At 72.8% G+C, this 22,301-nt stretch carries 22 protein-coding genes; 11 read left to right on the forward strand and 11 right to left on the reverse strand.

Annotated elements, in window-relative coordinates; genetic code table 11:
• The first annotated feature begins 116 nt into the window (after positions 1-116).
• Together K2224_RS10775 and K2224_RS10780 are read left to right on the forward strand one after the other, a co-directional pair.
• Complete coding sequence (locus K2224_RS10775) at positions 117-380, forward strand: hypothetical protein (protein WP_221906349.1); 264 nt, start codon at positions 117-119, stop codon at positions 378-380.
• Positions 381-439: 59 nt separating this feature from the next.
• Entirely contained in the window at positions 440-763 is a 324-nt protein-coding gene (locus tag K2224_RS10780; protein ID WP_260692501.1) for a hypothetical protein, read from the forward strand.
• A 12-nt stretch (positions 764-775) separates the two neighbouring features.
• On the opposite strand, the gene K2224_RS10785 is transcribed toward K2224_RS10780, so the two are convergent.
• The 5 genes from K2224_RS10785 to K2224_RS10800 all read right to left on the reverse strand — a co-directional run bounded on the left by K2224_RS10785 (position 776) and on the right by K2224_RS10800 (position 5,322).
• On the reverse strand, positions 776-1,381 hold the full coding sequence (locus K2224_RS10785; RefSeq protein ID WP_221906351.1) for a nucleoside triphosphate pyrophosphatase: 606 nt from the start codon (positions 1,379-1,381) through the stop codon (positions 776-778).
• 140 nt (positions 1,382-1,521) lie between these two features.
• Positions 1,522-3,006: a penicillin-binding protein 2 gene (locus K2224_RS10790; protein ID WP_221906352.1), complete on the reverse strand. Its 1,485-nt coding sequence runs from the start codon at positions 3,004-3,006 to the stop codon at positions 1,522-1,524.
• 239 nt (positions 3,007-3,245) lie between these two features.
• On the reverse strand, positions 3,246-3,374 hold the full coding sequence (mmpB, locus tag K2224_RS40375) for a morphogenic membrane protein MmpB (RefSeq protein ID WP_260692502.1): 129 nt from the start codon (positions 3,372-3,374) through the stop codon (positions 3,246-3,248).
• A 109-nt stretch (positions 3,375-3,483) separates the two neighbouring features.
• Positions 3,484-3,699, reverse strand: coding sequence for an acyl-CoA carboxylase epsilon subunit (locus tag K2224_RS10795; RefSeq protein WP_221909575.1), 216 nt, complete (start codon positions 3,697-3,699; stop codon positions 3,484-3,486).
• A 33-nt stretch (positions 3,700-3,732) separates the two neighbouring features.
• On the reverse strand, positions 3,733-5,322 hold the full coding sequence (locus K2224_RS10800) for an acyl-CoA carboxylase subunit beta (RefSeq protein WP_221906353.1): 1,590 nt from the start codon (positions 5,320-5,322) through the stop codon (positions 3,733-3,735).
• A gap of 132 nt (positions 5,323-5,454) precedes the next feature.
• Here K2224_RS10800 and K2224_RS10805 point away from each other — a divergent pair, with 132 nt between their 5' ends.
• The 5 genes from K2224_RS10805 (at position 5,455) to hutH (ending at position 11,957) form a co-directional block, all read left to right on the forward strand.
• Positions 5,455-6,321 (forward strand): biotin--[acetyl-CoA-carboxylase] ligase, encoded by an 867-nt coding sequence (locus K2224_RS10805; protein ID WP_221906354.1) that lies wholly within the window; start codon positions 5,455-5,457, stop codon positions 6,319-6,321.
• A gap of 504 nt (positions 6,322-6,825) precedes the next feature.
• Positions 6,826-8,076 (forward strand): adenylate/guanylate cyclase domain-containing protein, encoded by a 1,251-nt coding sequence (locus tag K2224_RS10810; protein ID WP_221909576.1) that lies wholly within the window; start codon positions 6,826-6,828, stop codon positions 8,074-8,076.
• Between the two features lie 99 nt (positions 8,077-8,175).
• Positions 8,176-8,988 (forward strand): enoyl-CoA hydratase/isomerase family protein, encoded by an 813-nt coding sequence (locus tag K2224_RS10815; RefSeq protein ID WP_221906355.1) that lies wholly within the window; start codon positions 8,176-8,178, stop codon positions 8,986-8,988.
• Positions 8,989-9,201: 213 nt separating this feature from the next.
• Entirely contained in the window at positions 9,202-10,302 is a 1,101-nt protein-coding gene (locus K2224_RS10820; protein ID WP_221909577.1) for a GGDEF domain-containing protein, read from the forward strand.
• A gap of 110 nt (positions 10,303-10,412) precedes the next feature.
• On the forward strand, positions 10,413-11,957 hold the full coding sequence (gene hutH, locus K2224_RS10825) for a histidine ammonia-lyase (RefSeq protein ID WP_221906356.1): 1,545 nt from the start codon (positions 10,413-10,415) through the stop codon (positions 11,955-11,957).
• A gap of 78 nt (positions 11,958-12,035) precedes the next feature.
• Here hutH and K2224_RS10830 read toward each other — a convergent pair whose 3' ends face one another.
• A complete protein-coding gene (locus K2224_RS10830) occupies positions 12,036-12,470 on the reverse strand; it encodes a hypothetical protein (protein ID WP_221906357.1) in 435 nt (144 codons plus the stop codon).
• A 108-nt stretch (positions 12,471-12,578) separates the two neighbouring features.
• Here K2224_RS10830 and K2224_RS10835 point away from each other — a divergent pair, with 108 nt between their 5' ends.
• From K2224_RS10835 to K2224_RS10845, 3 genes are all read left to right on the forward strand, one after another.
• A complete protein-coding gene (locus K2224_RS10835; protein ID WP_260692503.1) occupies positions 12,579-12,917 on the forward strand; it encodes a hypothetical protein in 339 nt (112 codons plus the stop codon).
• A gap of 401 nt (positions 12,918-13,318) precedes the next feature.
• Complete coding sequence (locus tag K2224_RS10840) at positions 13,319-14,626, forward strand: Ig-like domain-containing protein (protein ID WP_221906358.1); 1,308 nt, start codon at positions 13,319-13,321, stop codon at positions 14,624-14,626.
• Between the two features lie 191 nt (positions 14,627-14,817).
• Positions 14,818-16,227 (forward strand): DUF2786 domain-containing protein, encoded by a 1,410-nt coding sequence (locus tag K2224_RS10845; protein WP_221906359.1) that lies wholly within the window; start codon positions 14,818-14,820, stop codon positions 16,225-16,227.
• A 121-nt stretch (positions 16,228-16,348) separates the two neighbouring features.
• On the opposite strand, the gene mgt is transcribed toward K2224_RS10845, so the two are convergent.
• The 3 genes from mgt to K2224_RS10860 all read right to left on the reverse strand — a co-directional run bounded on the left by mgt (position 16,349) and on the right by K2224_RS10860 (position 19,689).
• Complete coding sequence (gene mgt, locus K2224_RS10850) at positions 16,349-17,563, reverse strand: macrolide-inactivating glycosyltransferase (RefSeq protein WP_221906360.1); 1,215 nt, start codon at positions 17,561-17,563, stop codon at positions 16,349-16,351.
• Between the two features lie 107 nt (positions 17,564-17,670).
• On the reverse strand, positions 17,671-18,336 hold the full coding sequence (gene msrA, locus K2224_RS10855) for a peptide-methionine (S)-S-oxide reductase MsrA (RefSeq protein WP_221906361.1): 666 nt from the start codon (positions 18,334-18,336) through the stop codon (positions 17,671-17,673).
• Between the two features lie 219 nt (positions 18,337-18,555).
• Positions 18,556-19,689 (reverse strand): hypothetical protein, encoded by a 1,134-nt coding sequence (locus K2224_RS10860; protein ID WP_221906362.1) that lies wholly within the window; start codon positions 19,687-19,689, stop codon positions 18,556-18,558.
• A gap of 258 nt (positions 19,690-19,947) precedes the next feature.
• Here K2224_RS10860 and K2224_RS10865 point away from each other — a divergent pair, with 258 nt between their 5' ends.
• Positions 19,948-21,108 carry a cystathionine gamma-synthase gene (locus tag K2224_RS10865; protein ID WP_221906363.1) on the forward strand — a complete coding sequence of 387 codons (1,161 nt, stop codon included), beginning with the start codon at positions 19,948-19,950 and terminating at the stop codon, positions 21,106-21,108.
• 114 nt (positions 21,109-21,222) lie between these two features.
• Here K2224_RS10865 and K2224_RS10870 read toward each other — a convergent pair whose 3' ends face one another.
• Positions 21,223-21,522 (reverse strand): hypothetical protein, encoded by a 300-nt coding sequence (locus tag K2224_RS10870; RefSeq protein ID WP_260692506.1) that lies wholly within the window; start codon positions 21,520-21,522, stop codon positions 21,223-21,225.
• Between the two features lie 143 nt (positions 21,523-21,665).
• Complete coding sequence (locus tag K2224_RS10875) at positions 21,666-22,130, reverse strand: sigma factor-like helix-turn-helix DNA-binding protein (protein ID WP_221906364.1); 465 nt, start codon at positions 22,128-22,130, stop codon at positions 21,666-21,668.
• Positions 22,131-22,301: the final 171 nt, after the last annotated feature.

Below are 22,301 nucleotides of genomic sequence, written 5' to 3' on the forward strand. Positions count from 1 at the left end.
GCCGTTCCGCCCCGTCGCCGGTTCGCGGGCCATGGTCATCGCCACCCGCGCCCGCAGTGGTTGACGGTCTGCCCGCACGCCCGCGCTCGATGTATACATGGACGTATACTGCGGACATGTCTGATGCGATGATTCGGGTGTCCGCCGAGGTGCGCGATCGCCTGGCGGTGCTCGCAGAGTCCCGGGGGACGTCGATCCGCTCCCTGGTGCAGGAGTTCGCCGAGTCGACGCTCACGGAAGAGGAGCGGCGGGAGCGGGCGGAGCGGGCCCGCGCGTATCTGGCCGAGCACTTCGGTGTCGACGTCAGCGAGGAGGAGAGCGAAGCGATGGGAGCGCGGCTTCGAGCGGCGTTCGTGGGGCAGCAGAGAGCGGCCGCGTGATCCTGCACCACCTCGTTCTCGATGCGCCGACCCTCGGGGCACTCGCTGGGAACCGTCAGGTGTCAGCGTTGATCCACCGGGCGCACGTGGAGACGGACACCCGCTCATGGGCGCCGGTGCTGTGCATCCTGGAGGCCGACCGGGAGCACTTGGGAATCGCCGAGCACGTCGGGCAACTGGAGGTCATCCACACCCTCGATCTGGACTACTCGGCGGCGCTCGCCGTGGCGCAACTGCACCGTGACGGCGTACCGCCGGGCATCGGCGCCGCAATCCACGCCGCCCGGCACCTTCCCGAATGGGGCGCGGACGCGCTGGTGGCCACAGTCGAGCCGAAGGCGTACGAGGGCCGCGGAGTGGCCGTGTTCGACCTCAACCGCTGACTCGCCGGCCGCTCACGTCCACAGGTCGGTGATGGTCACGTCCAGGTTGGCCAGCAGGCGACGGAAGAGCGGCAGCGAGAGGCCGATGACGTTGCCCGGGTCGCCGTCGATGCCGTCGATGAACGGCGCCGAGCGGCCGTCGAGGGTGAACGCCCCCGCCACGTAGAGCGGTTCGCCGCTCGCCACGTAGGCGGCGATCTCGGCGTCGCTCGGCTCGCCGAACCGGACCGTGGTGGACGCGGTCGCCGAGACCCGCCGGCCCGAGGCGGTGTCGATCACGCAGTGGCCGGTGCGCAGGATCCCGGACCGGCCGCGCATCGACTTCCAGCGGGCCGTGGCGTCCTCGGCGTCCGCCGGCTTGCCGAGCGCCCGCCCGTCCAGCTCCAGCACCGAGTCGCAGCCGACGACCAGCGCGTCCGCGGCCTCCGGCCGGGCCGCCACCGAGGCGGCCTTCGCCTCGGCCAGCACACGGGCCAGCTCCTCCGGGGTGGCGGCGGTGAGCGAGTCCTCGTCGACGCCGCTCACCACGACCTCGGGGGCCAGCCCGGCCTGCCGGAGCAGATCGAGACGGGCCGGGGACTGGGAGGCGAGGACGAGGCGGCGGGGAGCGTCGGTCATGCCCGCCATCGTACGGACGCGGCGGCGGTCAGCGGGCCGGGGGCCGGCGCCGGCCCCCGGCCCGCAGTGCCGGCCACCCCAGGAGCGCCCCGAGCGCGACGCCCAGGGTGTCGTGCGCCCAGTCCGCGGGCCGCGGCTCTCTACTGGTTGAGCACCGCCTGCATCACCGACTTCGCGATCGGGCCGCCCAGCTTTCCGCCGGCGATCTCCGAACGCGGGATGTCCATGTCCTTCGGGTCGACGAAGACCGCCACCGCCACCGGCGAACTCCCGTCGGGCAGCTTCGCGTAGGAGACGAACCAGGCGTACGGCCGCTCGTCGTTCACATTCGCGCCGTGCTGCGCCGTACCGGTCTTGCCGCCGACCGTCACCCCGTCGATCTTCGCCTTCGACGCGGTGCCGTCCGAAACGGTGTACTCCATCATTTCCTGCACCTTCTTCGCGGTGCCCTCGGAAACCGCCTGCGGATCGTCCGCGTGCAGCGGTTCCGGGTCGAACTTCTCGATCGTGGACAGATCCGGGCCGCGCAGCTCCTCGACCATGTACGGCTTCATCACCTTGCCGTTGTTGGCGATACCGGCGGCGACCATCGCCATCTGCAGCGGCGTGCTGGTCACGCTGCCCTGGCCCATACCGGTCAGCGCGGTCTGCGGCTGGTCGAGCTTCTTCGGATATCCGCTCACCGCGGAACGCACCGGAACGAACTGCTCGGCGTTGAATCCGAATTTCTCCGCCGTCTCCCGCATCTTGTCCGTGCCCAGTTTGTGCGCGGCGTCCAGGAAGACGTTGTTGCAGGACCACTGCATACCCGTCTTCAGCGACGCCTTGTCGCACGGCGCCCCGGCGACGTCGTTGCCGACCTGGGTGCGGGTCTGCGGCAGGGTGTACGGGGCGGGGGCGCCGGAGGAGGCGTTGATGTCGGTGACCGTGCCGTGCTCCAGGGCGGCGGCCGCGGTGAGCACCTTGAAGGTGGAGCCGGGCGGGTAGATCTCGCGCATCGCCCGGTTGTTCATCGGCTTGGACTTGTCGCCCTCCAGGGCGAGGTACTTCTTCCCCTCCGCGCCGGTCAGCCCGGCGAAGGTCGACGGGTCGTAGGACGGCGTGCTCGCCATCGCCAGGATCTTGCCGCTGCGCGGGTCGAGGGCGACCACCGCGCCGGTCGCGTGCAGATCGGTCAGCCCCTTGTAGGCGGCCTTCTGCGCCTTCTCGCTGATGGTGGTCAGGACGTCGCCGCCGCGCGGCTTCTCGCCGGTCAGCATCCCGCGCGCCCGGTTGAAGAACAGCCGGTCGTCCTTGCCGCTGAGCACCTTGCGGTAGACGCCCTCCAGCATGGTCTCGCCCGCGGCCTGCCGGGCGTAGCCGGTGATCGGCGCGTACATGGCGCCGTCGGTGTAGGTGCGCTTGTACTTGAAGTCGCCACTGGTCTCGGTGGACCCGGTGATCGGCTTGCCGTCCACGATGATGTTGCCGAGCGGGTACGAGTACGCCTCGATCTTGACCCGGCGGTTGTTGTCGTCGTTCGCGAGCTGGTCGGCCTGCACGAACTGCACCCAGGTCACCCGGACCAGCAGGGCGAGTATCAGCACCCCGCAGAAGACGGCTATGTGTCTGAGCGGCCTGTTCATGGTCTCCCCTCCGCAGCGGCACCGCGGTCCGGCCGGTCACCGCGCGGCCGCCTGCCCGAATTGCACTGTCGAGAGAGAAAGATGCTTTTTCGGCCGCTGCGGTTGCAGGGGGTGACGAGGGCCATGGGGCGGGAGGTGGCCGTGGGGGAGACGGTCTTGGAGTGACAGGCGTGCCGCCGACCCGCCTTGCGCACCGGACGCAACGGACGTGCCGGGAACCGCGGGAACCCCGGCCGACGTCATCGGATCAGGAGCACCAGTGTCCCCACCATGATCGCCGTGGCCAGCACGAAGCCCATCCGACGGAGCTTCGCCTGCACCTCGTGCAGCTCCTCGGGCGGTTCGTCGGGCGGATCGGACCACAGCATGACCTCGATCCTCCCGCCCCTCACGGCGACGGCGCCTGAGTACGCGTACTCAGGCGCCGCCTCGCGAAGGACTAGTCAGTGCACCGTGCACCGACCCCGTTCCGCCAGGTCACCGCGGCCAGAAGCTGGTCCGCCAGGCCCGCGGTCCCGGATGGGGAATCCGGGACCGGCTGGGAACCGTCGCCGCCGGATCCGACCACTCGCCGCCGTGCCCGCGCTCCTCGGGGGCGACGCCGGCAGCCACCGCCGCCGCCCGGGCCTGCACCACCGCCAGTGCGGCGGCCAACTCCTCGGGTGTGGGATTGCCCCGTACGACCTTGATCATCGTCAACCGACCTCCTACGGCCCTGCGGCGGGACTACAGCGGGATGTTGCCGTGCTTCTTCGGCGGCAGTGCCTCCCGCTTGTTGCGCAGCGTGCGCAGCCCGCGGACGATGTGCCGCCGGGTCTCGGAGGGCATGATCACCGCGTCGACATAGCCCCGCTCGGCCGCGACGTACGGGTTCAGCAGGGTGTCCTCGTACTCCTGGATCAGCTCCTGGCGGCGGGTCTCCAGCGCGGCCGGGTCCTCGATCGCCGCCAGCGTCCGGCGGTGCAGGATGTTCACCGCGCCCTGCGCGCCCATCACCGCGATCTGTGCGGTCGGCCACGCGAGGTTCAGGTCGGCGCCCAGGTGCTTGGAGCCCATGACGTCGTACGCGCCGCCGAACGCCTTCCGGGTGATCACGGTGATCAGCGGGACCGTCGCCTCCGCGTAGGCGTAGATCAGCTTGGCGCCGCGCCGGATGATCCCGTCGTACTCCTGGTCCGTCCCCGGCAGGAAGCCCGGGACGTCGACGAACGTCAGCACCGGGATGTTGAACGCGTCGCAGGTGCGTACGAACCGCGCGGCCTTCTCGCTCGCCTTGATGTCCAGACAGCCCGCGAACTGCATCGGCTGGTTCGCCACCACGCCGACCGAGTGCCCCTCGACCCGCCCGAACCCGGTGAGGATGTTCGGCGCGAACAGCGCCTGGGTCTCCAGGAATTCACCGTCGTCCAGCACATGCTCGATCGCGGAGTGCATGTCGTACGGCTGGTTGGCGGAGTCCGGGATCAGGGTGTCCAGCTCGTGGTCCGCGTCGGAGACCGCCAGGTCCGCCTCCTCCGGGAAGGCCGGCGGATCGGAGAGGTTGTTGGACGGCAGGTACGACAGCAGGCCCTTGACGTACTCGATGGCGTCCTTCTCGTCGCCCGCCATATGGTGCGCCACACCCGAGGTGGTGTTGTGCGTACGGGCCCCGCCCAGCTCCTCGAAGCCGACGTCCTCGCCCGTCACCGTCTTGATGACATCCGGCCCGGTGATGAACATGTGCGACGTCTGGTCGACCATCACCGTGAAATCCGTGATGGCCGGCGAATAGACCGCGCCGCCCGCGCACGGCCCCACGATCAGGGAAATCTGCGGCACCACACCCGACGCGTGCACATTCCGCCGGAAAATCTCCGCGAACAGCCCGAGCGCGGCCACGCCCTCCTGAATGCGCGCCCCGCCGCCGTCATTGATCCCGATGACCGGGCAGCCGTTCTTCAGCGCGAAGTCCATCACCTTGACGATCTTCTCGCCGTAGACCTCGCCCAGCGAGCCGCCGAAGATCGTGAAGTCCTGCGAATACACGCAGACCGGCCGCCCGTCGACCGTCCCGTATCCCGTGACGACACCGTCCCCGTACGGCCGGTTCTTCTCGATCCCGAAATTCGTCGACCGGTGCCGGGCGAACTCGTCGAGCTCGACGAAAGAGCCCTCGTCCAGAAGGAGATCGATGCGCTCACGCGCCGTCAGCTTTCCCTTGGCGTGCTGCTTTTCCACCGCACGGGCGGAGCCGGCATGGGTGGCTTCGTCGATCCGCCGCTGCAGATCCGCCAATTTGCCCGCGGTGGTGTGGATGTTTGCTTCCGGTTCGGACATCGGGATGCGGCTCCTGCTCGTCCTGGACTGGCACTCGTAACCGAGGGAGGTACGGGTGTGGCTACCGACTCGTAGCGTATCGGCGGGACTGCTCTGCGGCACTGCGTCGTTGACCACACCTAGGCTGGAGCCATGACGCCTCAACCACCGGAAAACCGGGACAAAGACGCCGGTCGCTGGAGTGATCTGAGCCGCCCGCCGCTCAACGCCGACGCGCTGCGCCGGGCCCTCGTCCGCCCCGGCTCGCTCTGGTCCTCACTGGACGTCGTCCCCACCACCGGATCCACCAACACCGACCTCGCCGAGCGGGCGGCGGCCGGCGGGCTGCGCGAGGGGACCGTCCTCGTCGCCGAGGAGCAGTCCGCCGCCCGCGGCCGGCTGGACCGCCGCTGGTCGGCGCCGCCGCGCTCCGGCCTCTTCTTCTCCGTCTACCTCACGCCGACCGTGCCGCCGACGCGCTGGGGCTGGCTGCCACTGCTCGCCGGGGTGGCCACGGCCGCCGCGCTGGCCCGCACCGCCGGTGTCGACACAGCACTGAAGTGGCCCAACGACCTGCTGGTCACGGTGGACGGCGCGGAACGGAAGGCCGGCGGCATCCTCGCCGAACGCGCCGCGGACGGCGTCGTCCTCGGCATCGGCCTCAACATCTCGCTCACCGCCGGTGAACTCCCCGTCCCCACCGCCGGCTCGCTGACGCTCGCGGGCGCCGCCAACACCGACCGGGACCCGCTGCTGCGGGCCGTGCTGCGCTCCCTGGAGGAGTGGTACGGCGAGTGGCAGGCGGCGGACGGGGATCCGGCGGCGTGCCGGCTGCAGGGGGCGTATGCGGCGGGGTGCGCGACGTTGGGGCGGAAGGTGCGGGCGCTGCTGCCGGGCGACCGCTCGGTCGAGGGCGAGGCGGTTGCGCTCGACGCGGACGGGCGGCTGGTGCTGGCCACGGCGGACGGGGTCCAACAGCCGGTGGACGCCGGGGACATCGTGCACCTGCGGCCGGCGTAGGTCTTTTCCGGGGGCGGTGGTTCTTCGTCTGCGGCTCCGGTGGGGGCCGGCGTTTTGCGGTTCCTCCCGGTGGGTGGGGCCGGAGGGGCTGCCCCGGGGTACTCCCCCAGCCTTCGGCCGGGAGGTGCCCCCACGGTGCGGGCGCATCCGGTCGGTCAGATGACGAATACCCCGGCGTTCGCTCCAGATCCTGCGGGCGCACCCCGGGACATCCCCTCCGGCCTACGCCGTTGCCGACTCTCCGACGGTGCCCCGACCGTCACTGCCACCCCGGGGCGTGGGCGAAGAAGGCCCCGGCCGACACGGCGCGCGCAGACGGCACCGCCCGCGTCCGGCGGAAATGGGACCCACCGCCACCACCACGTGGGCCACAAGCCCAGCGCAGCGCCACGTGAGGCAGAGCACACCTGCCGTATCGTTGAGGCGATCCGTCGCAGGGAGCGGATCATGGGCGAGCAGCGAGATCGGAAGGGCCGTGCGCAGGGAACGGACAGGGAGCGGCCGGTGACCGCCGACGAGTCGGGGGGCGCCCCGCGCGGCGCGGGCGCCGAGGGCGAGGCGGTGGGGGAGGCCCCTGCGGGCGAGCCCGCGGGCGACCCGGCGAGGAGCGACGGCGCCCCTGAGGGGGCCACCGGCGGCAGCGGTGAGAGCGGCAGCGTCGAGAGCGGCGAGGGCGACGGCGGCGGCGACGATGTCGCGGAGAACGGCGAGAACAACATCGCCGTCAAGCTCGAACAACTCATCCTCGGGGCCGAGCGCCGCTACACGCCGTTCCAGGCGGCCCGCAGCGCCGGCGTCTCCATGGACCTCGCGGCCCGCTTCTGGCGGGCCATGGGCTTTGCGGACATCGGCCAGGTCAAGGCCCTCACCGAGGCCGATGTGCTGGCCCTGCGCCGGCTCGCCGGTCTCGTCGAGGCGGGGCTGCTGAGCGAGGCGATGGCGGTGCAGGTCGCCCGTTCCACCGGTCAGACCACGGCGCGGCTCGCCGACTGGCAGATCGACTCGTTCCTGGAGGGGCTGACCGAGCCCCAGGATTCCGGCCTGACCCGTACGGAGATCACCTATCCGCTGGTCGAGCTGCTGCTGCCGGAGCTGGAGGAGTTCCTGGTCTACGTCTGGCGGCGGCAGCTCGCCGCGGCCACCGGGCGCGTCGTCCAGGCCCAGGACGACGCGGAGATGGTGAACCGGCGGCTGGCGGTCGGCTTCGCCGACCTGGTCGGCTTCACCCGGCTGACGCGGCGGCTGGAGGAGGAGGAACTGGGCGAGCTGGTCGAGGCGTTCGAGACCACCGCCGCCGACCTGGTCGCCGCGCACGGCGGCCGGCTCATCAAGACCCTCGGCGACGAGGTGCTGTTCGCGGCGGACGACGCGGGCATCGCCGCGGAGATCGGGCTGCGGCTGATCGAGACGATGGGCCACGACGAGACGATGCCCGAGCTGCGGGTGGGCATCGCGTTCGGCACGGTCACGACCCGTATGGGCGATGTCTTCGGGACGACCGTCAATCTGGCCAGCCGGCTGACCTCGATAGCGCCGAAGGACACCGTGCTGGTGGACGAGGCGTTCGCGGAGGAACTGGGGCGCACCGGTGACGCGCCGGTGTCCGAGGCGGACGCCGCGGCCGCCGAGAAGGCCGCCCAGGAGGGCACCGGCAGCCCGCCGCCCCCGTACCGCTTCGCGCTGCAGCCGATGTGGCAGCGGCCGGTGCGTGGTCTGGGCGTCGTCGAGCCGTGGATGCTGACCCGGCGCGGGTGAGTGCGCCCGGCCGGGCCGCCCCTGCCGCAAACCGCCGCGAGCTGACATGATCCTCAGCGGTCGGGTAAGCGATCGTTAACCCGGAATCGGGAGGGCGGTATGAGCGACACGAACGGTATGCGGCGCTTCGGCGCGGAGGAGTGGGTCGGCGTGCGGCGCCACGACTTCGTGGCGGAGCTGGTCCTGGACCGGCCGAAGGCGATGAACGCGGTGTCGACGGCGATGGCCGACGCGCTGGCGGAGGCGTGCGCCGCGCTGGCCGACGACCGGACGGTGCGGGCGGTGGTCCTCACCTCCACCCATGAGCGGGCGTTCTGCGTGGGTGCCGATCTGAAGGAGCGGAACTCCTTCACGGACGCCGACCTGATGCGGCAGCGGCCGCGCACGCGGGCCGCGTACACCGGCGTGCTGGAGCTGCCGATGCCGACGATCGCCGCGGTGCACGGCTTCGCGCTCGGCGGCGGCTACGAGTTGGCGCTGGCCTGCGATCTGATCGTCGCGGACGGCACCGCGGTGGTGGGGCTGCCGGAGGTGTCGGTGGGGGTCGTCCCCGGCGGGGGCGGGACGCAGCTGCTGCCGCGCCGGGTGGGTGCGGCGCGCGCCGCCGAGCTGGTGTTCACCGCGCGCCGGGTGCCGGCGGCGGAGGCCGGCGAGCTGGGGCTGGTGGACCGGGTGGTGGCCGAAGGGCGGGATCGCGCGGAGGCGCTGGCGCTGGCCGCGGCGATCGCCCGCAACTCCCCGGTAGGGCTGCGCGCCGCCAAGCGCGCCATGCGGCTCGGCCAGGGACTGGACCTGCGGGCCGGGCTGGATCTGGAGGACGGTGCCTGGCGGAGCGTGGCGTTCTCGGGGGACCGGGCCGAGGGGGTCGCGGCCTTCAACGAGAAGCGGGACCCCGACTGGCCGGGGGAGTGACCTTCGGTCCGTTCCCCCGGGGGGCGGTTGACCGGCCCGTCCCTTCCGAGGGCCGCTGACCAGCGGAAGGGGCGAATCGGGTCAAACATTCCTACGCTGTTCTGCAGAGCGTGCTCGCGGTGACGGAGCGTGCTCACGGTGACGGAATGCGAGGATCCGGTGACGGGCGAGGCTGACGCGCGACTGCGGGCCGTGGTGGAACTGGCGCAGGCGATGGCCGCCGTGCCGGCGCTGCGCGACTCGGCCCGGGCCGCGGCGCAGGGCGCGCGGCAGGCCCTGGGCGGCTCCTTCGCGGCGATCTCCAAGTGGGAGCGCGAGCGCGGGCGGCTGCGGGTGCTGGCGAACGTCGGCGAACTCGCCCCGGGGGAGCGGGAGTTCCCGGAGGACGAGGCGTACCCGGTGCACGAGTTCCCGGAGATCGTCGGGTTCCTGCACGAGCAGTGGGCCGGCGGCCGGGAGCCGGGCGCCTGGGTGGAGGTCGCCGAGGGCGAGGCGGGCGGCGGGGGCGCGGGCGGCTTCTACAACCACCAGCGGGTGGCCGCGCTGCGCCGGCGCGGCCGGGGGTGCTGCCTGGTGGCCCCGATCGTGCTGCACGGCCGGGCGTGGGGCGAGCTGTATGTGGCGCGGCGGCCCGGGGAGCCGGTGTTCGGGCGGGCGGACGCCGAGTTCGCGACGGTGCTGGCCGCCGTCACCGCCGCCGGGATCGCCCAGACCGAGCGGCTGGCGGAGGCCCGCCGGCTGGCGTTCACCGACCCGCTGACCGGTCTGGCCAACCGCCGGGCCGTCGACATGCGGCTGGACGAGGCGCTGGAGCAGCACCGCGCGGAAGGCGCGGTGGTCAGCCTGTTGGTGTGCGATCTGAACGGGCTGAAGGAGGTCAACGACTCGCAGGGGCACGCGGTCGGCGACCGGCTGCTGGAGCGCTTCGGGTCGGTGCTGTCGCTGTGCGGCGCGATGCTGCCGGGGACGCTGGTGGCGCGGCTGGGCGGGGACGAGTTCTGCCTGTTGGCGGTCGGGCCGGCCGCCGACGAGGTGGTGAAGGTGGCCGGCGAGCTGTGCGGGCGGGCCGCGGAGCTGGACGTGGGCGACGGGGTCGCGGTGGGCGTCGCCTCCACCGGCGACCCGATCGGCCCGGTGCACAGCGCCCGCCGGCTCTTCCGGCTCGCGGACGCCGCCCAGTACCGGGCCAAGGCGGCGAAGTCCGGCGGGCCGGTGGTGGCCGGGCGGCGCGGCGGCGCGGACGATCCGGTGGTGCGGCTGGCGGACGCGCCGGAGCCGGCGCCCGGCCCGGAGCGGCGCAGGTTCCGGAGGTGAGCGGGGCACGGGGCGGTGCGGCCCTCCGGTGGCGCGGGTGATGATCGGTAAGGGGTGATCCCGAAATCCGGTGGTGACATCCGGCGATTCAGTCTCTAGGGTGCCTGAATATGGATATGCACACTGTGGTGCTGGGGACGTCCGGCACCACCGCACAGGACGTCATCGCGGTGGCCCGCGGCGCGGCCCGGATCGAGCTGTCCGAGGAGGCCCGCTCCGCCGTCGCCACCTCCCGCGCCTTCATCGACGAGCTCGCCGCCAAGCCGGACCCGGTCTACGGCGTCTCCACCGGGTTCGGCGCCCTCGCCGTACGCCACATCAGCCCGGAGCTGCGCGCCCAGCTCCAGCGCAACATCGTGCGCTCGCACGCGGCCGGCATGGGCCCGCGGGTCGAGCGCGAGGTGGTCCGCGCCCTGATGTTCCTGCGGCTGAAGACCCTCGCCTCCGGGCACACCGGCGTCCGCCCGCTGGTCGTCGAGACCATGGCCGCCCTCCTGAACGCCGGGATCACCCCGGTCGTCCACGAGTACGGCTCGCTCGGCTGTTCCGGCGACCTCGCGCCGCTCTCGCACTGCGCGCTGACGCTGATGGGCGAGGGCGAGGCGGAGGGCCCCGACGGCGTCGTCCGCCCGTCCGGCGAACTGCTCGCCGAGCACGGCATCGCGCCCGTCGAACTCCGCGAGAAGGAGGGGCTCGCGCTCCTCAACGGCACCGACGGCATGCTCGGCATGCTGGTGATGGCCTGTGCCGACCTGGCCCGGCTGTTCACCTCCGCGGACATCACCGCCGCGCTCTCCATGGAGGCGCTGCTCGGCACCGACAAGGTCCTGGCGCCCGAGCTGCACGCCATCCGGCCGCACCCGGGCCAGGCCGCCTCGGCCGCCAACATGCTGGCGTTCCTGGAGGGTTCCGGCCTCACCGGCCACCACCAGGACGACGCCCCGCGCGTCCAGGACGCCTACTCCATCCGCTGTGCCCCCCAGGTCGCCGGCGCCGGCCGGGACACCCTCGCGCACGCCCGCCTGGTCGCCGAGCGGGAGCTGGCCGCCGCCGTCGACAACCCCGTCGTACTGCCCGACGGCCGGGTCGAGTCCAACGGCAACTTCCACGGCGCGCCGGTCGCCTACGCGCTGGACTTCCTGGCCATCGCCGCGGCCGACCTCGGCTCGATCGCCGAGCGCCGCACCGACCGGCTGCTGGACAAGAACCGCTCGCACGGGCTGCCCGCCTTCCTCGCCGGCGACCCGGGCGTCGACTCGGGCCTGATGATCGCCCAGTACACCCAGGCGGCGCTGGTCAGCGAGCTGAAGCGGCTGGCCGCACCGGCCTCGGTGGACTCCATCCCGTCCTCCGCCATGCAGGAGGACCATGTCTCGATGGGCTGGTCGGCGGCGCGCAAACTGCGCACCGCGGTGGACAACCTCACCCGGATCATCGCCGTGGAGCTCTACGCCGCGACCCGCGCCGTCGAGCTGCGCGAGGGCCTGGCGCCCGCCCCGGCCACCCGCGCGGTGCTGGACGCGCTGCGCGCCGCCGGCGTCCAGGGCCCCGGCGAGGACCGCTTCCTCGCGCCCGACCTGGAGGCCGCGTACGCCTTCGTCCGGGACGGGAAGCTGGTGGCGGCGGCGGAGTCGGTCACCGGGGAGCTGGCCTGACGTAGCGTCAATCGGCCGGCCGGCCGGGACTCCGGCCCCGGCCGGTCGCGGCAGGGCCCACGGGTCGGGGCCCGCGCCTCAGGCGCTCTCGTCGCGGGTGCGGTGCACGGAGTAGCCGACCAGCGCGGCCCCGAGCCCCAGGCAGGCCACGCCGCCGACCACATAGGGCGTGGTGTCCGGGCTGCCGGTGTCGGCGAGGTAGCGCACCGGGCCGTCGTCCTCGGCCGGTTCGCCGCCGGGCCGGGTCGTCGTGGAACCGCCGCCGGATTCCCGCGCGGCGGAATTCCTTTTGTCGGCGGTGTCGTTGTCGGCGGTGCCGCCGAGGCGACCCCCGGAACGGGCCGCGCCCGCCACATTCGCCTGCCCCCGATCGGCCGCGGCGGATTCCGCCCGGACACCGGAATGCGGCGCTCTGCCCGCTCCCACGATCGCGTTGGCGGACGGTACGAACCACAGGGCGAACAGCACCGATCCCGCGGCAGCGGCGGTCAGCAGTGGTCGTCGCGCGGTCACGAAAGCGATCCCCCTTGTGGGTTCGGCGAATTGGCCGTTGACCGCAGATGTTAGTGACCGCCGCGGGTCGCGCGGTAGTCGGGACCCGGACGTGCATACCCTCCGTTCATGAGCAATGGCGAGACATCACGCTTTGTACGGCTTCACGTCGAACTGGTCATGGAGGTCACCGACGCCGCCGAGCTGACCGGCGCCGCCCTCGCCCGTATCGACGGCGACCCCGCGCTCCCCGACGACGAACGCCGGCAGTCGCGGGAAACGGTCAGAGACGACCCCGCGGAGGCCCTGGCCCACCTCATCGACCCCTTCGACCTGGTCACCGGGGTGCCGGGCACCGAACTCGCCCACGCCTCCTGGAGCAGCGAGGAGATGACCGACTACGACCCCGACACCGCGTGGGACGCCGCGGAATGGGACCTGGCGGACGACGCGGCCGGGGACGACTGACCGCCACCGCACCCCACCCCGATCCACCCAGGCCCCCGGACGGCTCCCCGCCGCCCGGGGGCCGCAAACCGTCCACGGCCGCCCCGGCCGCCATTCGGCTTTCCCGCCGCCGTCGTCATGCGCTGCGCCGCGCGAACGCCGTGCTCTTCCGGCGCGCACGCCGCGCTCTCCCGGGCTCGTGCCGTCATGCAGCACACCGCGGCGTTATGCGTGCGCTACGTCATAAACCACTGATGGTCGTTTTGCCCGTTATTACGTGTCCTTCCCCACATTTCTGCCAGGAATGGGGTGCGCGAAACGGATCAGGCGTTACCAATGAGAGTCGGCCGGAATGCCCGCGTCCAGATATGCCTGGGTTCAGCTGGCTGTTCGCTCGGGGAATTTTCGCGAAATCGGTAGCAATGGAGAAGCGTGTGATGACGGACCGCAAGCGCCGCAAGGGCCTCATAGCCAGTGCCGCGCTGCTCGGGGGCGTGCTGACGGTCGCCGCGTGCGGCGCCAGCAGTGCCTCCGACCACGGCGACGGCGCCCGCGCCGGAAGCCCGGACGGCGCCCGGCACGAGAACACCCAGCAGGTGGACGAGGCGGCCGCCCAGGACGCCTCGCAGGCGAAGATCAGCATCACCCCGCCGGACGGCGCGGCGGACACCGGCCTCAACGACGCCAAGGTGACCGCCAGCGGCGGCAAGCTCACCGACGTCACCATGACCAAGGTCGTCGCGCACCAGAACGAGACGAAGCAGTCGAAGACCGTCGCGGGCACGCTCGCCGCCGACGGCTCCTCCTGGAAGCCCGACCAGGCGCTGTCCCGCGCGACCACCTACAAGGTCACCGCGCACGCCGTGGACGCCCAGGGCCGCGTGGCGGTGGAGAACTCGACCTTCACCACCGTCGCCCCGACCCACAGCTTCATCGGGAACTTCACGCCCGAGGACGGTTCGACGGTCGGCGTCGGCATGCCGGTGTCGATCAACTTCGACAAGCCGGTCAAGAACCGCCAGGCCGTCCAGTCGGCGATCACGGTCTCCGCCAGCGGCAACCAGCAGGTCGTCGGCCACTGGTTCGGCGACAAGCGGCTGGACTTCCGCCCCAAGGACTACTGGAAGCCCAACTCCCAGGTCACGATGAAGCTCGCCCTCGGCGGCGTCGAGGCGTCGCCGGGCGTGCAGGGCATCCAGAACAAGACCGTCCACTTCACCGTCGGCCACTCCCAGGTCAGCACCGTCGACGCCAAGACGCACCTGATGACGGTGGTCCGCGACGGCCGGACGATCAAGACCATCCCGATCTCCTCGGGCAGCGCCGACCACCCGACCTACAACGGCGCGATGGTCATCTCCGAGATGTTCAAGCAGACCCGGATGAACGGCTCCACCGTCGGCTTCACCAAGACCGACGGCAAGGGCGAGTACGACATCCCGGACGTCCCGCACGCCATGCGGCTGTCGAACTCCGGCACCTTCATCCACGGCAACTACTGGGGCAAGGGCATCTTCGGCAAGGTCAACACCAGCCACGGCTGCATCGGCCTGCAGGACGTCAAGGGCGGCAACGACCCGTCCACCGACGGCGCGTGGTTCTTCGCCCACTCGCAGCTCGGTGACGTCGTCAAGGTGGTCAACTCCCCGGACAAGACCATCCAGCCGGACAACGGCCTCAACGGATGGAACATGTCCTGGTCCCAGTGGGTCGCGGGCAGCGCGGTCTGATCCCCGGGGGCCCGCGGCGGCGCTGACGGCGACGACAGCGGGCCGGGGCGGGGCCACACCGGCACGGTGACGACGGGCGGCACACTGCGGAGACGCGGTGCGCCGCCCGTCGTCCGTCGTCCGGGCGGCGGGCCCGCCGCCGCCCGTCCCCTTCGCGTTCTTCGTGTTCTTCGTGTTCGTAAAGTGGCCGGGTGAGCGAGCACACGAGGGACGACGGCCGGAAGCGCAGCGGGAAGGGCCGTGGCCGCGACGGCGGAACGGGCGCCGGGGCCCGGCAGCACGACGCCCGCCGGGCCGCCGAGGCCGCCGAACTGCTCGGCACCATCCTCGGCACCGTCCGCTACGCGGCGGACGGCCCGGCCGCGGAGGACGCCGTCGAGGCCGGCGCCTCGATGCTGGCCGCTGCGGCGCCCGGCCCGGAGGCGATGAGTGCGGCCGTGGTCGGCGCCGCCGTGGAGGCCGTCCGGCGGTGCTGGACGGGCGGCTGGCAACCCGCCGACCTGGAGCGCATCGTCCGGCGGGACGCGTCGGACGCTGCGCCGGCGGCCCTGGTCGTCGACGCCATGGCCGCCGAGCAGGCCCGTCGGCCGCGTTCGGCGCCGTCCCGGGACCCCCGCTGGCGCGCCCAGCTGGACCGCCTCGACGCCCGGGTCTGGTGGGACTCCGACCCCGGCTACCTGGACGCCCTGGCCGCCCGCCGCCGCACCTCCCGCTTCGAGACCGCGTGCGACGTCCTGACCCTGCTGCGGCTGCTCGCCCGGCTGCCCCGGATCACCCCCTTGCCGCCGCCCCCGACTCCGACCCCGTCCTCGGCATCCGGTACGGAACGCGGCACAGGCCCCGGCGGCACCCCCGTGGCGTCCCGGATACTCGGCCGGATCCGCGGCCTGCTCGCCAAGGCGGAGGCGACCACCTTCGCCGAGGAGGCCGAGGCGCTGTCCGCCAAGGCCCAGGAACTGATGGCCCGTCACAGCATCGACGAGGCCCTCCTCGCGCACTCCCACAGCCACAACCGGGCCGGCGGTCCCGAGCGGAACAGCCCCGCCGACGGCCCCTCGGCGATCCGCATCGGCATCGAGGGCCCCTACGAACAGGGCAAGGCGCTGCTCCTGGACGCCGTCGCGGCCGCCAACCGCTGCCAGGCCGTCTGGGCCGCCGACGTCGCCTTCTCCACCGTCGTCGGCTTCCCGCCCGACCTGGAGGCCACCGAACTCCTCTACACCTCGCTGCTCCTCCAGGCCACCGCCGCGATGAACCGCGCGGGCGACGAGTACCACGCCCGCGGCCGCTCCCGCCGCACCCGCGACTTCCGCCAGACCTTCCTCGTGGCCTACGCGGACCGCATCCGCACCCGTCTCAGTGCGGCCACCGCCGCCGCCACGGCCGCTGCGGCGGCCTCCGCCGAATCCACCGCCCCCGACCGGCTGCTCCCGGTCCTCGCCGCCCGCGAACTCGCCGTGGAGGAGACCACCGGCGCCCTCTTCCCCGACACCGCCCCGGTCCGCCTCCGCGGCATCCGCGACGCCGCCGGCTGGCACCAGGGCACCGCCGCCGCCGACCGCGCCCACCTGGCCCGCCCCCAACCCCCGGACGGCAACTGACCGACCGATCCCGTGGGTTGGCCCCGCCGAAACCCACCCCTGGCACCCCCGGTGCGAACCACCAGGCGACGGAACCGAGGCAGAACTGAGAACTTCGCACTCGGAACTCAGTGCTCGGAGCTCAGCCCCCGGCGGGCAGTTCGGCCTCGATGAGGTCGGCCGCCCGCCGGGTGCCGCCCTCGGTGGCCATCTCCCGCTGGATGGCCGCGAGGCGGCGTCCCACCTCCGGGTCGGCGACGAGCGCGAGCACCGCCGCACGGAGCGTGGCGGCGTCCGCCCGGTCCATGGGCACGTGGCGGGCCACGCCGAGCCCCTGGAGCATGTCCGCATTGCTGAACTGGTCGACGGCCTGCGGGACCGCCACCATGGGCGTGGCGGTGGCCAGGCCCTCCTGGCTGCCTCCTGCGCCGGCGTGCGTGATGAAGGCGTCGGCCTGCTTCAGGATCGCCAACTGCGGTACCCACTGATGCACTTCGACGTTCCCGGGGATCTCCCCGAGCTCGTCGGCGGTGACGTGCTTGCCCACCTGGAGCACGACGTGCCAGTCCGGCAGGCCGCCGAACGCCCTGACGCACTCGCGGTAGAAACCGGGTTGCTTGGTGAAGGACGAACCGAGCGAGACGAGCAGCACCCGCTCGGCTCCCGCGGGCCGCTCCCATGCACCCTGCGCCGCGCGGTCGCCCTGGCAGGCGCCGACAAAGGAGTGGACGCGTTCGTCGACCCGGTCGGCGTGCGGCTGCAGCGCCTTGGGGATGAGCACGATCGACCGTCCGGGGCGACCGACGAACGGATCGGGGTGCTGCGCGATCCCGTTCTCCGCAAGCCAGTCGGTGAACTTCTCGTAGTACGCCCGGCCGCGCTCGGTCGCCTTGGCCTCCGCCCACATCGGCTCGGCGACCTCCTCCTCGTACCCCTCCCACGCGACGAGGTTCGGCGAGAGGGAGATCGCGGGCACGCCCCAGCGGTGCGCGAGGACGCGCGCCGGATACGAGGTGATGTCATGCAGCACCAGGTCCGGTTCGTCCCCCTGATACGCCTCGATGAGCTGCGGCAGCGCCTGGATGGCGTCGTCCAGGAACGGCTCGACGTTGTCGAGGAGAGTGGTCCCCCACGCCGACGGGTCGCTGTCGGGTGACGGCAGCGTCGTGCCGTACGGGACCGGCTCGGCACCCGTCTCGGCGATCACCTCCTTCAGGCGGGGAGGAACCGCGTACGTCACGCGGTGCCCTCGGGCGACGAGCTCCCGGATCACTTCGAGGCTCGGGTTCACATGCCCGTAGGCGGCGATGGAGAACATGCCGATATGGGCACGCCCGCCGTGCGTTCGGGTCGTCATGCCCTCACACTATGCGAGACGAACCGTCTCGTTCAACTTCTCTCCGAGCCCTACCTTCCCGGCCCGCCCGCCCCGCAGCAGCCGCGAGGCCCGCGACTGCGGCACGCTCAGCCATCAGCTTTCGCCACCCCCACGGGGCAGGACACCCCCGTCCCGCCCAGGCCGCAGTAACCCGCCGGGTTCTTGTCGAGGTACTGCTGGTGGTACGCCTCGGCCGGGTAGAAGGGGCGGGGGGCGGCGGGGAGGATTTCGGTGGTGATGTCGCCGTGGCCGGAGGCGTGGAGGACGGTGCCGTAGGCGTCGCGGGAGGCTTCGGCGGCCTGTTGCTGGGCGGGGGAGTGGGTGTAGATCGCCGAGCGGTACTGGGTGCCGACGTCGTTGCCCTGGCGGAAGCCCTGGGTGGGGTCGTGGGACTCCCAGAAGAGCTTCAGGAGCGCGGTGTACGGGACGACCGACGGGTCGAAGACGACGCGGACGGCCTCGGTGTGGCCGGTGTGGCCGCTGCACACCTCGTCGTAGGTGGGGTTGGGGGTGTGGCCGCCCTGGTAGCCGACGAGGGTGGTCCAGACGCCTTCGGTCTGCCAGAACTTCCGCTCGGCGCCCCAGAAGCAGCCCAGTCCGAAGTCGGCGGTCTCCAGGCCCTCCGGGTACGGGCCGAGCAGCGGGTTGCCGAGGACGGTGTGCCGGTCGGGGACGGTGAAGTCCGGTTCCGGGCGTCCCTTCAGGGCTTCCTCGGGGGTGGGGAGGTGGTTCTTGAAGCGGGAGAACAGCATCTGAGCGCTCCAGGGGAAGGTGAGGGAAGGCAGGGAGGGCGGCGGGAGGTGGGCGGCTGCGGTGGTTGTCGGGAACGGTCGGTGGAACGTTCCGTGGAACGTTCAGGGGGTGGTCGGCATTCCGGACGGTGGGGAGGCACCGGGGGGCCGGCGTTCAGGCCGGTGTGCAGGCAGGCGGGGACGCCGTGTGATGTGGGGCCGGAGTGGCGGATGCGGGTGTCAGTTGTGGGGGCGGAAGCCCGCCGAGGTGCCGCCGAGCTGTTCCCAGCCGGCGATGGCCAGGGCGCGGTAGGCGGCGTACTCGGCGGCGGGGCTGCGGCCGTAGGACCACGGGACGGCGCCCACGTGGCCGTCGACGAGGCGGAGCTGCTCCATCGCCTCGGCGTAGCGCTCGGCGCGGACCAGGAACCAGACGAGCAGATGGCGGACGTGCGGCGCCATGGGGTGGTCGGCGGGGGCCTCCCGGAGGGCGAAGTGGGCGCCCTCGATGGCGCGCTCGACGACCGCGCTCTGGAAGAGGCTGCGGACCATGTTGGCCTCGGGGAGGTGCTCGTAGACCGCGAAGAGCGGCAGGGCCGGCAGCAGGCTCTTCGCCGGGGCGTCGGCGGCCGCACGCGCGGCGAAGTCCTCGGCGTCCGCACGGGAGCCGTGCCACTTCTCCGACCAGTACGGGAGCGCCGCCAGATGCGCGCCCATGTGGTGCGGCGCCCGCTGGCGGACCTTGGCCCAGAGCTCTTCGTAGTCGGCGCGGCGCTCGCCCAGGCCGCGGGCGACGGCCAGCTCCGTGATGTACGGGATCGGGCTGCCGGGGGCCAGCAGCGCCGCGTCCCGGCAGACCGTACGGGCCTCCTCCAGGATCATGCGGAAGTCCTGCGAGCCGGGGTCCCGCAGCGCCTGGACGACCAGGAACTGGGCGTGGGTCTGGGCGCCGCCGGGGTCCTTGGGGGCCTCGGCGCGCCAGGTGCGCAGCCAGATGCCGCCGGTCCGGACACCGCCGGGGGCGGCGGGGTCCGGGGGCGTCTCCGCGAGCTCGAACGCGGCCGCGCCGGCCAGCGTCTGCACCCGCTGCCAACGCAGCTCCCAGTCGTCCCCGGTGGCCCGGAGCAGCTCGGCGGCCGGCCGCCAGTCGTGCGTGCGGCGCATCTCGGCGAGCGCCCCGGCCAGCTCCTCGTCGGGGCCGGGCAGCCGGGCGTCGAGCTGCTCCAGGGGCACGAAGCCGTAGCCGGCCATCGGGTCGGCGGCCACCGCGAGGCCCCGTTCGGTGTGCTGGACGGCCCTCCGGCGCCGCATCCAGGGGAGGAAGACCAGACCGCCGATGGCGATCGCGGCGAAGAGCAGCAGTAGAGCGTCCATGTGGTGTCCCGGTAGGTGGTGTGTCCCGGTAGGGGCGGTACGTGGGTGTTCCGTCGGTTCTGTCGGGGGGCGGGGTGGCGGGTGGGAGACCGCCGGGCGGACGGTGCGGCGGCGGTATGGCCGCAGCCCGGTGCGCGGCCCGCACGTGCCGGCCGCCGAGCGGTCTCCCGTTGTCTCGTTCTCTCGTATGTATCCACTATCGAGTGAAGCGATAAGTTCCGGAAAGTTCGGTCGCGCGGCCGACTACCCTCGGCAGGCATGAGCGATCAGCGCGACAAGCGCCACCAGCACTTCGAAACCCTTGCCATCCATGCAGGTCAGGAGCCCGACCAGGCGACCGGCGCGGTGGTACCGCCCATTTACCAGGTTTCCACTTACAAGCAGGACGGCGTGGGCGGCCTCCGCGGCGGCTACGAGTACAGCCGCAGCGCCAACCCGACCCGCACCGCCCTGGAGGAGAACCTCGCCGCCCTCGACGGCGGCCGCCGCGGCCTGGCCTTCGCCTCCGGCCTCGCCGCCGAGGACTGCCTGCTGCGCACCCTGCTCGCGCCGGGCGACCACGTCGTGATCCCGAACGACGCCTACGGCGGCACGTTCCGCCTGTTCGCGAAGGTCGTCGAGCGGTGGGGCGTGGAGTGGTCGGTGGCCGACACCTCCGACCCGCAGGCCGTCCGGGACGCGCTGCGGCCCCGTACGAAGGCGATCTGGGTGGAGACGCCCAGCAACCCGCTGCTCGGCATCAGCGACATCGCGGCGCTCGCCGGGGTCGCCCGCGACGCCGGGGCCCGCCTGGTGGTCGACAACACCTTCGCCAGCCCCTACCTCCAGCAGCCGCTGGCCCTCGGAGCCGACGTGGTGGTCTACTCCACCACCAAGTACATGGGCGGCCACTCGGACGTGGTCGGCGGCGCGCTGGTCGTCAACGACGACACCCTCGGCGAGGAGCTGGCCTACCACCAGAACGCGATGGGTGCGATCGCCGGGCCGTTCGACGCCTGGCTGGTGATGCGCGGCATCAAGACGCTGGCCGTCCGGATGGACCGGCACAGTGCCAACGCGGCGCGCGTCGCCGAGCTGCTGACCTCCCACGAGAAGGTCACCCGGGTCTACTACCCGGGGCTGCCCGAGCACCCCGGCCACGAGATCGCCGCCAAGCAGATGCGGTCCTTCGGCGGCATGGTGTCGTTCCAGGTGGCGGGCGGCGAGGAGGCGGCGGTGGAGGTCTGCAACCGCGCCAAGCTGTTCACCCTCGGGGAGTCGCTGGGCGGCGTGGAGTCGCTGATCGAGCACCCGGGGCGGATGACGCACGCCTCGACGGCCGGTTCGGCGCTGGAGGTCCCGGCCGACCTGGTGCGCCTCTCGGTCGGCATCGAGTCCGCCGACGACCTGCTGGCCGACCTCACGCAGGCGCTGGGCTGAGCCGGTCCGGGGCGCGGGCCGGCCTCGGAGGCGCGCCCTGCTCCGGGGACGTCGTCCCGCGCCACCCCGGCCCGTGGGCCCGGGTGGCGCGCCGGCGCCACCCCGGCCCACCCGTCAATACCCCTCGACCGGTGGGGTGGTGCGGGCCGGTGGTGGGCGCCAGGGCTGGTCGACTCCCGCCCAGGTGAGGAGGGCCAGCAGCGCCAGCAGGACGAGCAGCGATCCGCCGCGGTGCAACAGGCGCCGCCGGACCAGCAGTCGGTGGCCCCGGGCGGCGGCCCGTGCGGCCAGGTCCGGGGGAACGGACGGATACGGCCCGGCCCGCAGCATCCGGCGGGCCTCGGTCTCCTTGCGGTCCGGTGCCCGCCACTCCGGCCGCCCGGTCTCCTGCGGCGGCGTGCTCCATCCGGTCACGGGGGCGCCCGACCGCGTCATGTCCGGCTCGGCGCCGCCCGACCGCACCGTGTCACGCCACATCGCGTCCCTCGACGCGGAGTCCCTCGAAGCCGCACCACGCGGCGCCGCCTCCCGCCGTGTCGCGTCCCCCTCCGGTCCGCTCATGGCAGTGCCGTGGCCGGTTCCGGTCCGTGGCTGCGCAGTTCGGCGACGGCGTGCCGGCAGAGGGTGCTCACCCGCTCTGCGGGCAGCCCGAGTTGGGCCGCGGTCTGCTCCTCGGCCACGTCCTCGTGGAGCCGGAGTACGAGCACCAGGCGCTCGCGCGGAGTCAGCCGGGCGAGCAGCCCGCCCCGCGGCCGGCGATGCCGCCACGCGGTGTGCGCGAAGGATGTGGCAAGCTCCCGCCGGGCCAACTCGTAGGGATCTTCGCCGCACAGCCGGTCCCAGCCGGCGTACGTCCGCGCCAGCGCGACGAGCAGCAACTCCTCGGCCACCGGGGCCGGTCGGCCCGCGGGCTCGCCGGTGAGCAGCGCGGCGGCGTGCAGCAGTCGGCCCGCCGCGCCCGCGGTGAACGCCTCGAACTCCCGGGCCCGGTGCCGCTCCCGCGCCCACCGTCGCTCTCCCACCGCGCCCTCCTGGATGACGGACGTCCGGCGCCCCGGCTCCATGGCGGCGGCACCCGCCGCGCCCGGTACCCAGCACCCGTCGGACCGCCGCCAGGGCGCCCTGGCCCCATGGCACGGCAGTCCGCGGCCGGGGTCAAGAGGTGTGCCGGGAGGTGTGACACATGCCCGGCC

Origin of the sequence: Streptomyces sp. BHT-5-2, from assembly GCF_019774615.1 — a bacterium.
GTDB lineage: Bacteria > Actinomycetota > Actinomycetes > Streptomycetales > Streptomycetaceae > Streptomyces.

Excerpts from the sequence above, each read along its gene's own strand:
- K2224_RS10865 (WP_221906363.1), top strand. The coding sequence starts at position 19,948 with ATGAGCGATCAGCGCGACAAGCGCCACCAGCACTTCGAAACCCTTGCC.
- msrA (WP_221906361.1), bottom strand. The coding sequence starts at position 18,336 with ATGCTGTTCTCCCGCTTCAAGAACCACCTCCCCACCCCCGAGGAAGCC.
- mmpB (WP_260692502.1), bottom strand. The coding sequence starts at position 3,374 with ATGCTGTGGTCCGATCCGCCCGACGAACCGCCCGAGGAGCTGCACGAG.
- K2224_RS10815 (WP_221906355.1), top strand. The coding sequence starts at position 8,176 with ATGAGCGACACGAACGGTATGCGGCGCTTCGGCGCGGAGGAGTGGGTC.
- mgt (WP_221906360.1), bottom strand. The coding sequence starts at position 17,563 with ATGACGACCCGAACGCACGGCGGGCGTGCCCATATCGGCATGTTCTCC.
- K2224_RS10805 (WP_221906354.1), top strand. The coding sequence starts at position 5,455 with ATGACGCCTCAACCACCGGAAAACCGGGACAAAGACGCCGGTCGCTGG.
- K2224_RS10840 (WP_221906358.1), top strand. The coding sequence starts at position 13,319 with ATGGAGAAGCGTGTGATGACGGACCGCAAGCGCCGCAAGGGCCTCATA.
- K2224_RS10860 (WP_221906362.1), bottom strand. The coding sequence starts at position 19,689 with ATGGACGCTCTACTGCTGCTCTTCGCCGCGATCGCCATCGGCGGTCTG.
- K2224_RS10795 (WP_221909575.1), bottom strand. The coding sequence starts at position 3,699 with ATGATCAAGGTCGTACGGGGCAATCCCACACCCGAGGAGTTGGCCGCC.
- K2224_RS10820 (WP_221909577.1), top strand. The coding sequence starts at position 9,202 with ATGGCCGCCGTGCCGGCGCTGCGCGACTCGGCCCGGGCCGCGGCGCAG.
- K2224_RS10800 (WP_221906353.1), bottom strand. The coding sequence starts at position 5,322 with ATGTCCGAACCGGAAGCAAACATCCACACCACCGCGGGCAAATTGGCG.
- K2224_RS10790 (WP_221906352.1), bottom strand. The coding sequence starts at position 3,006 with ATGAACAGGCCGCTCAGACACATAGCCGTCTTCTGCGGGGTGCTGATA.
- hutH (WP_221906356.1), top strand. The coding sequence starts at position 10,413 with ATGGATATGCACACTGTGGTGCTGGGGACGTCCGGCACCACCGCACAG.
- K2224_RS10835 (WP_260692503.1), top strand. The coding sequence starts at position 12,579 with ATGAGCAATGGCGAGACATCACGCTTTGTACGGCTTCACGTCGAACTG.
- K2224_RS10785 (WP_221906351.1), bottom strand. The coding sequence starts at position 1,381 with ATGACCGACGCTCCCCGCCGCCTCGTCCTCGCCTCCCAGTCCCCGGCC.
- K2224_RS10775 (WP_221906349.1), top strand. The coding sequence starts at position 117 with ATGTCTGATGCGATGATTCGGGTGTCCGCCGAGGTGCGCGATCGCCTG.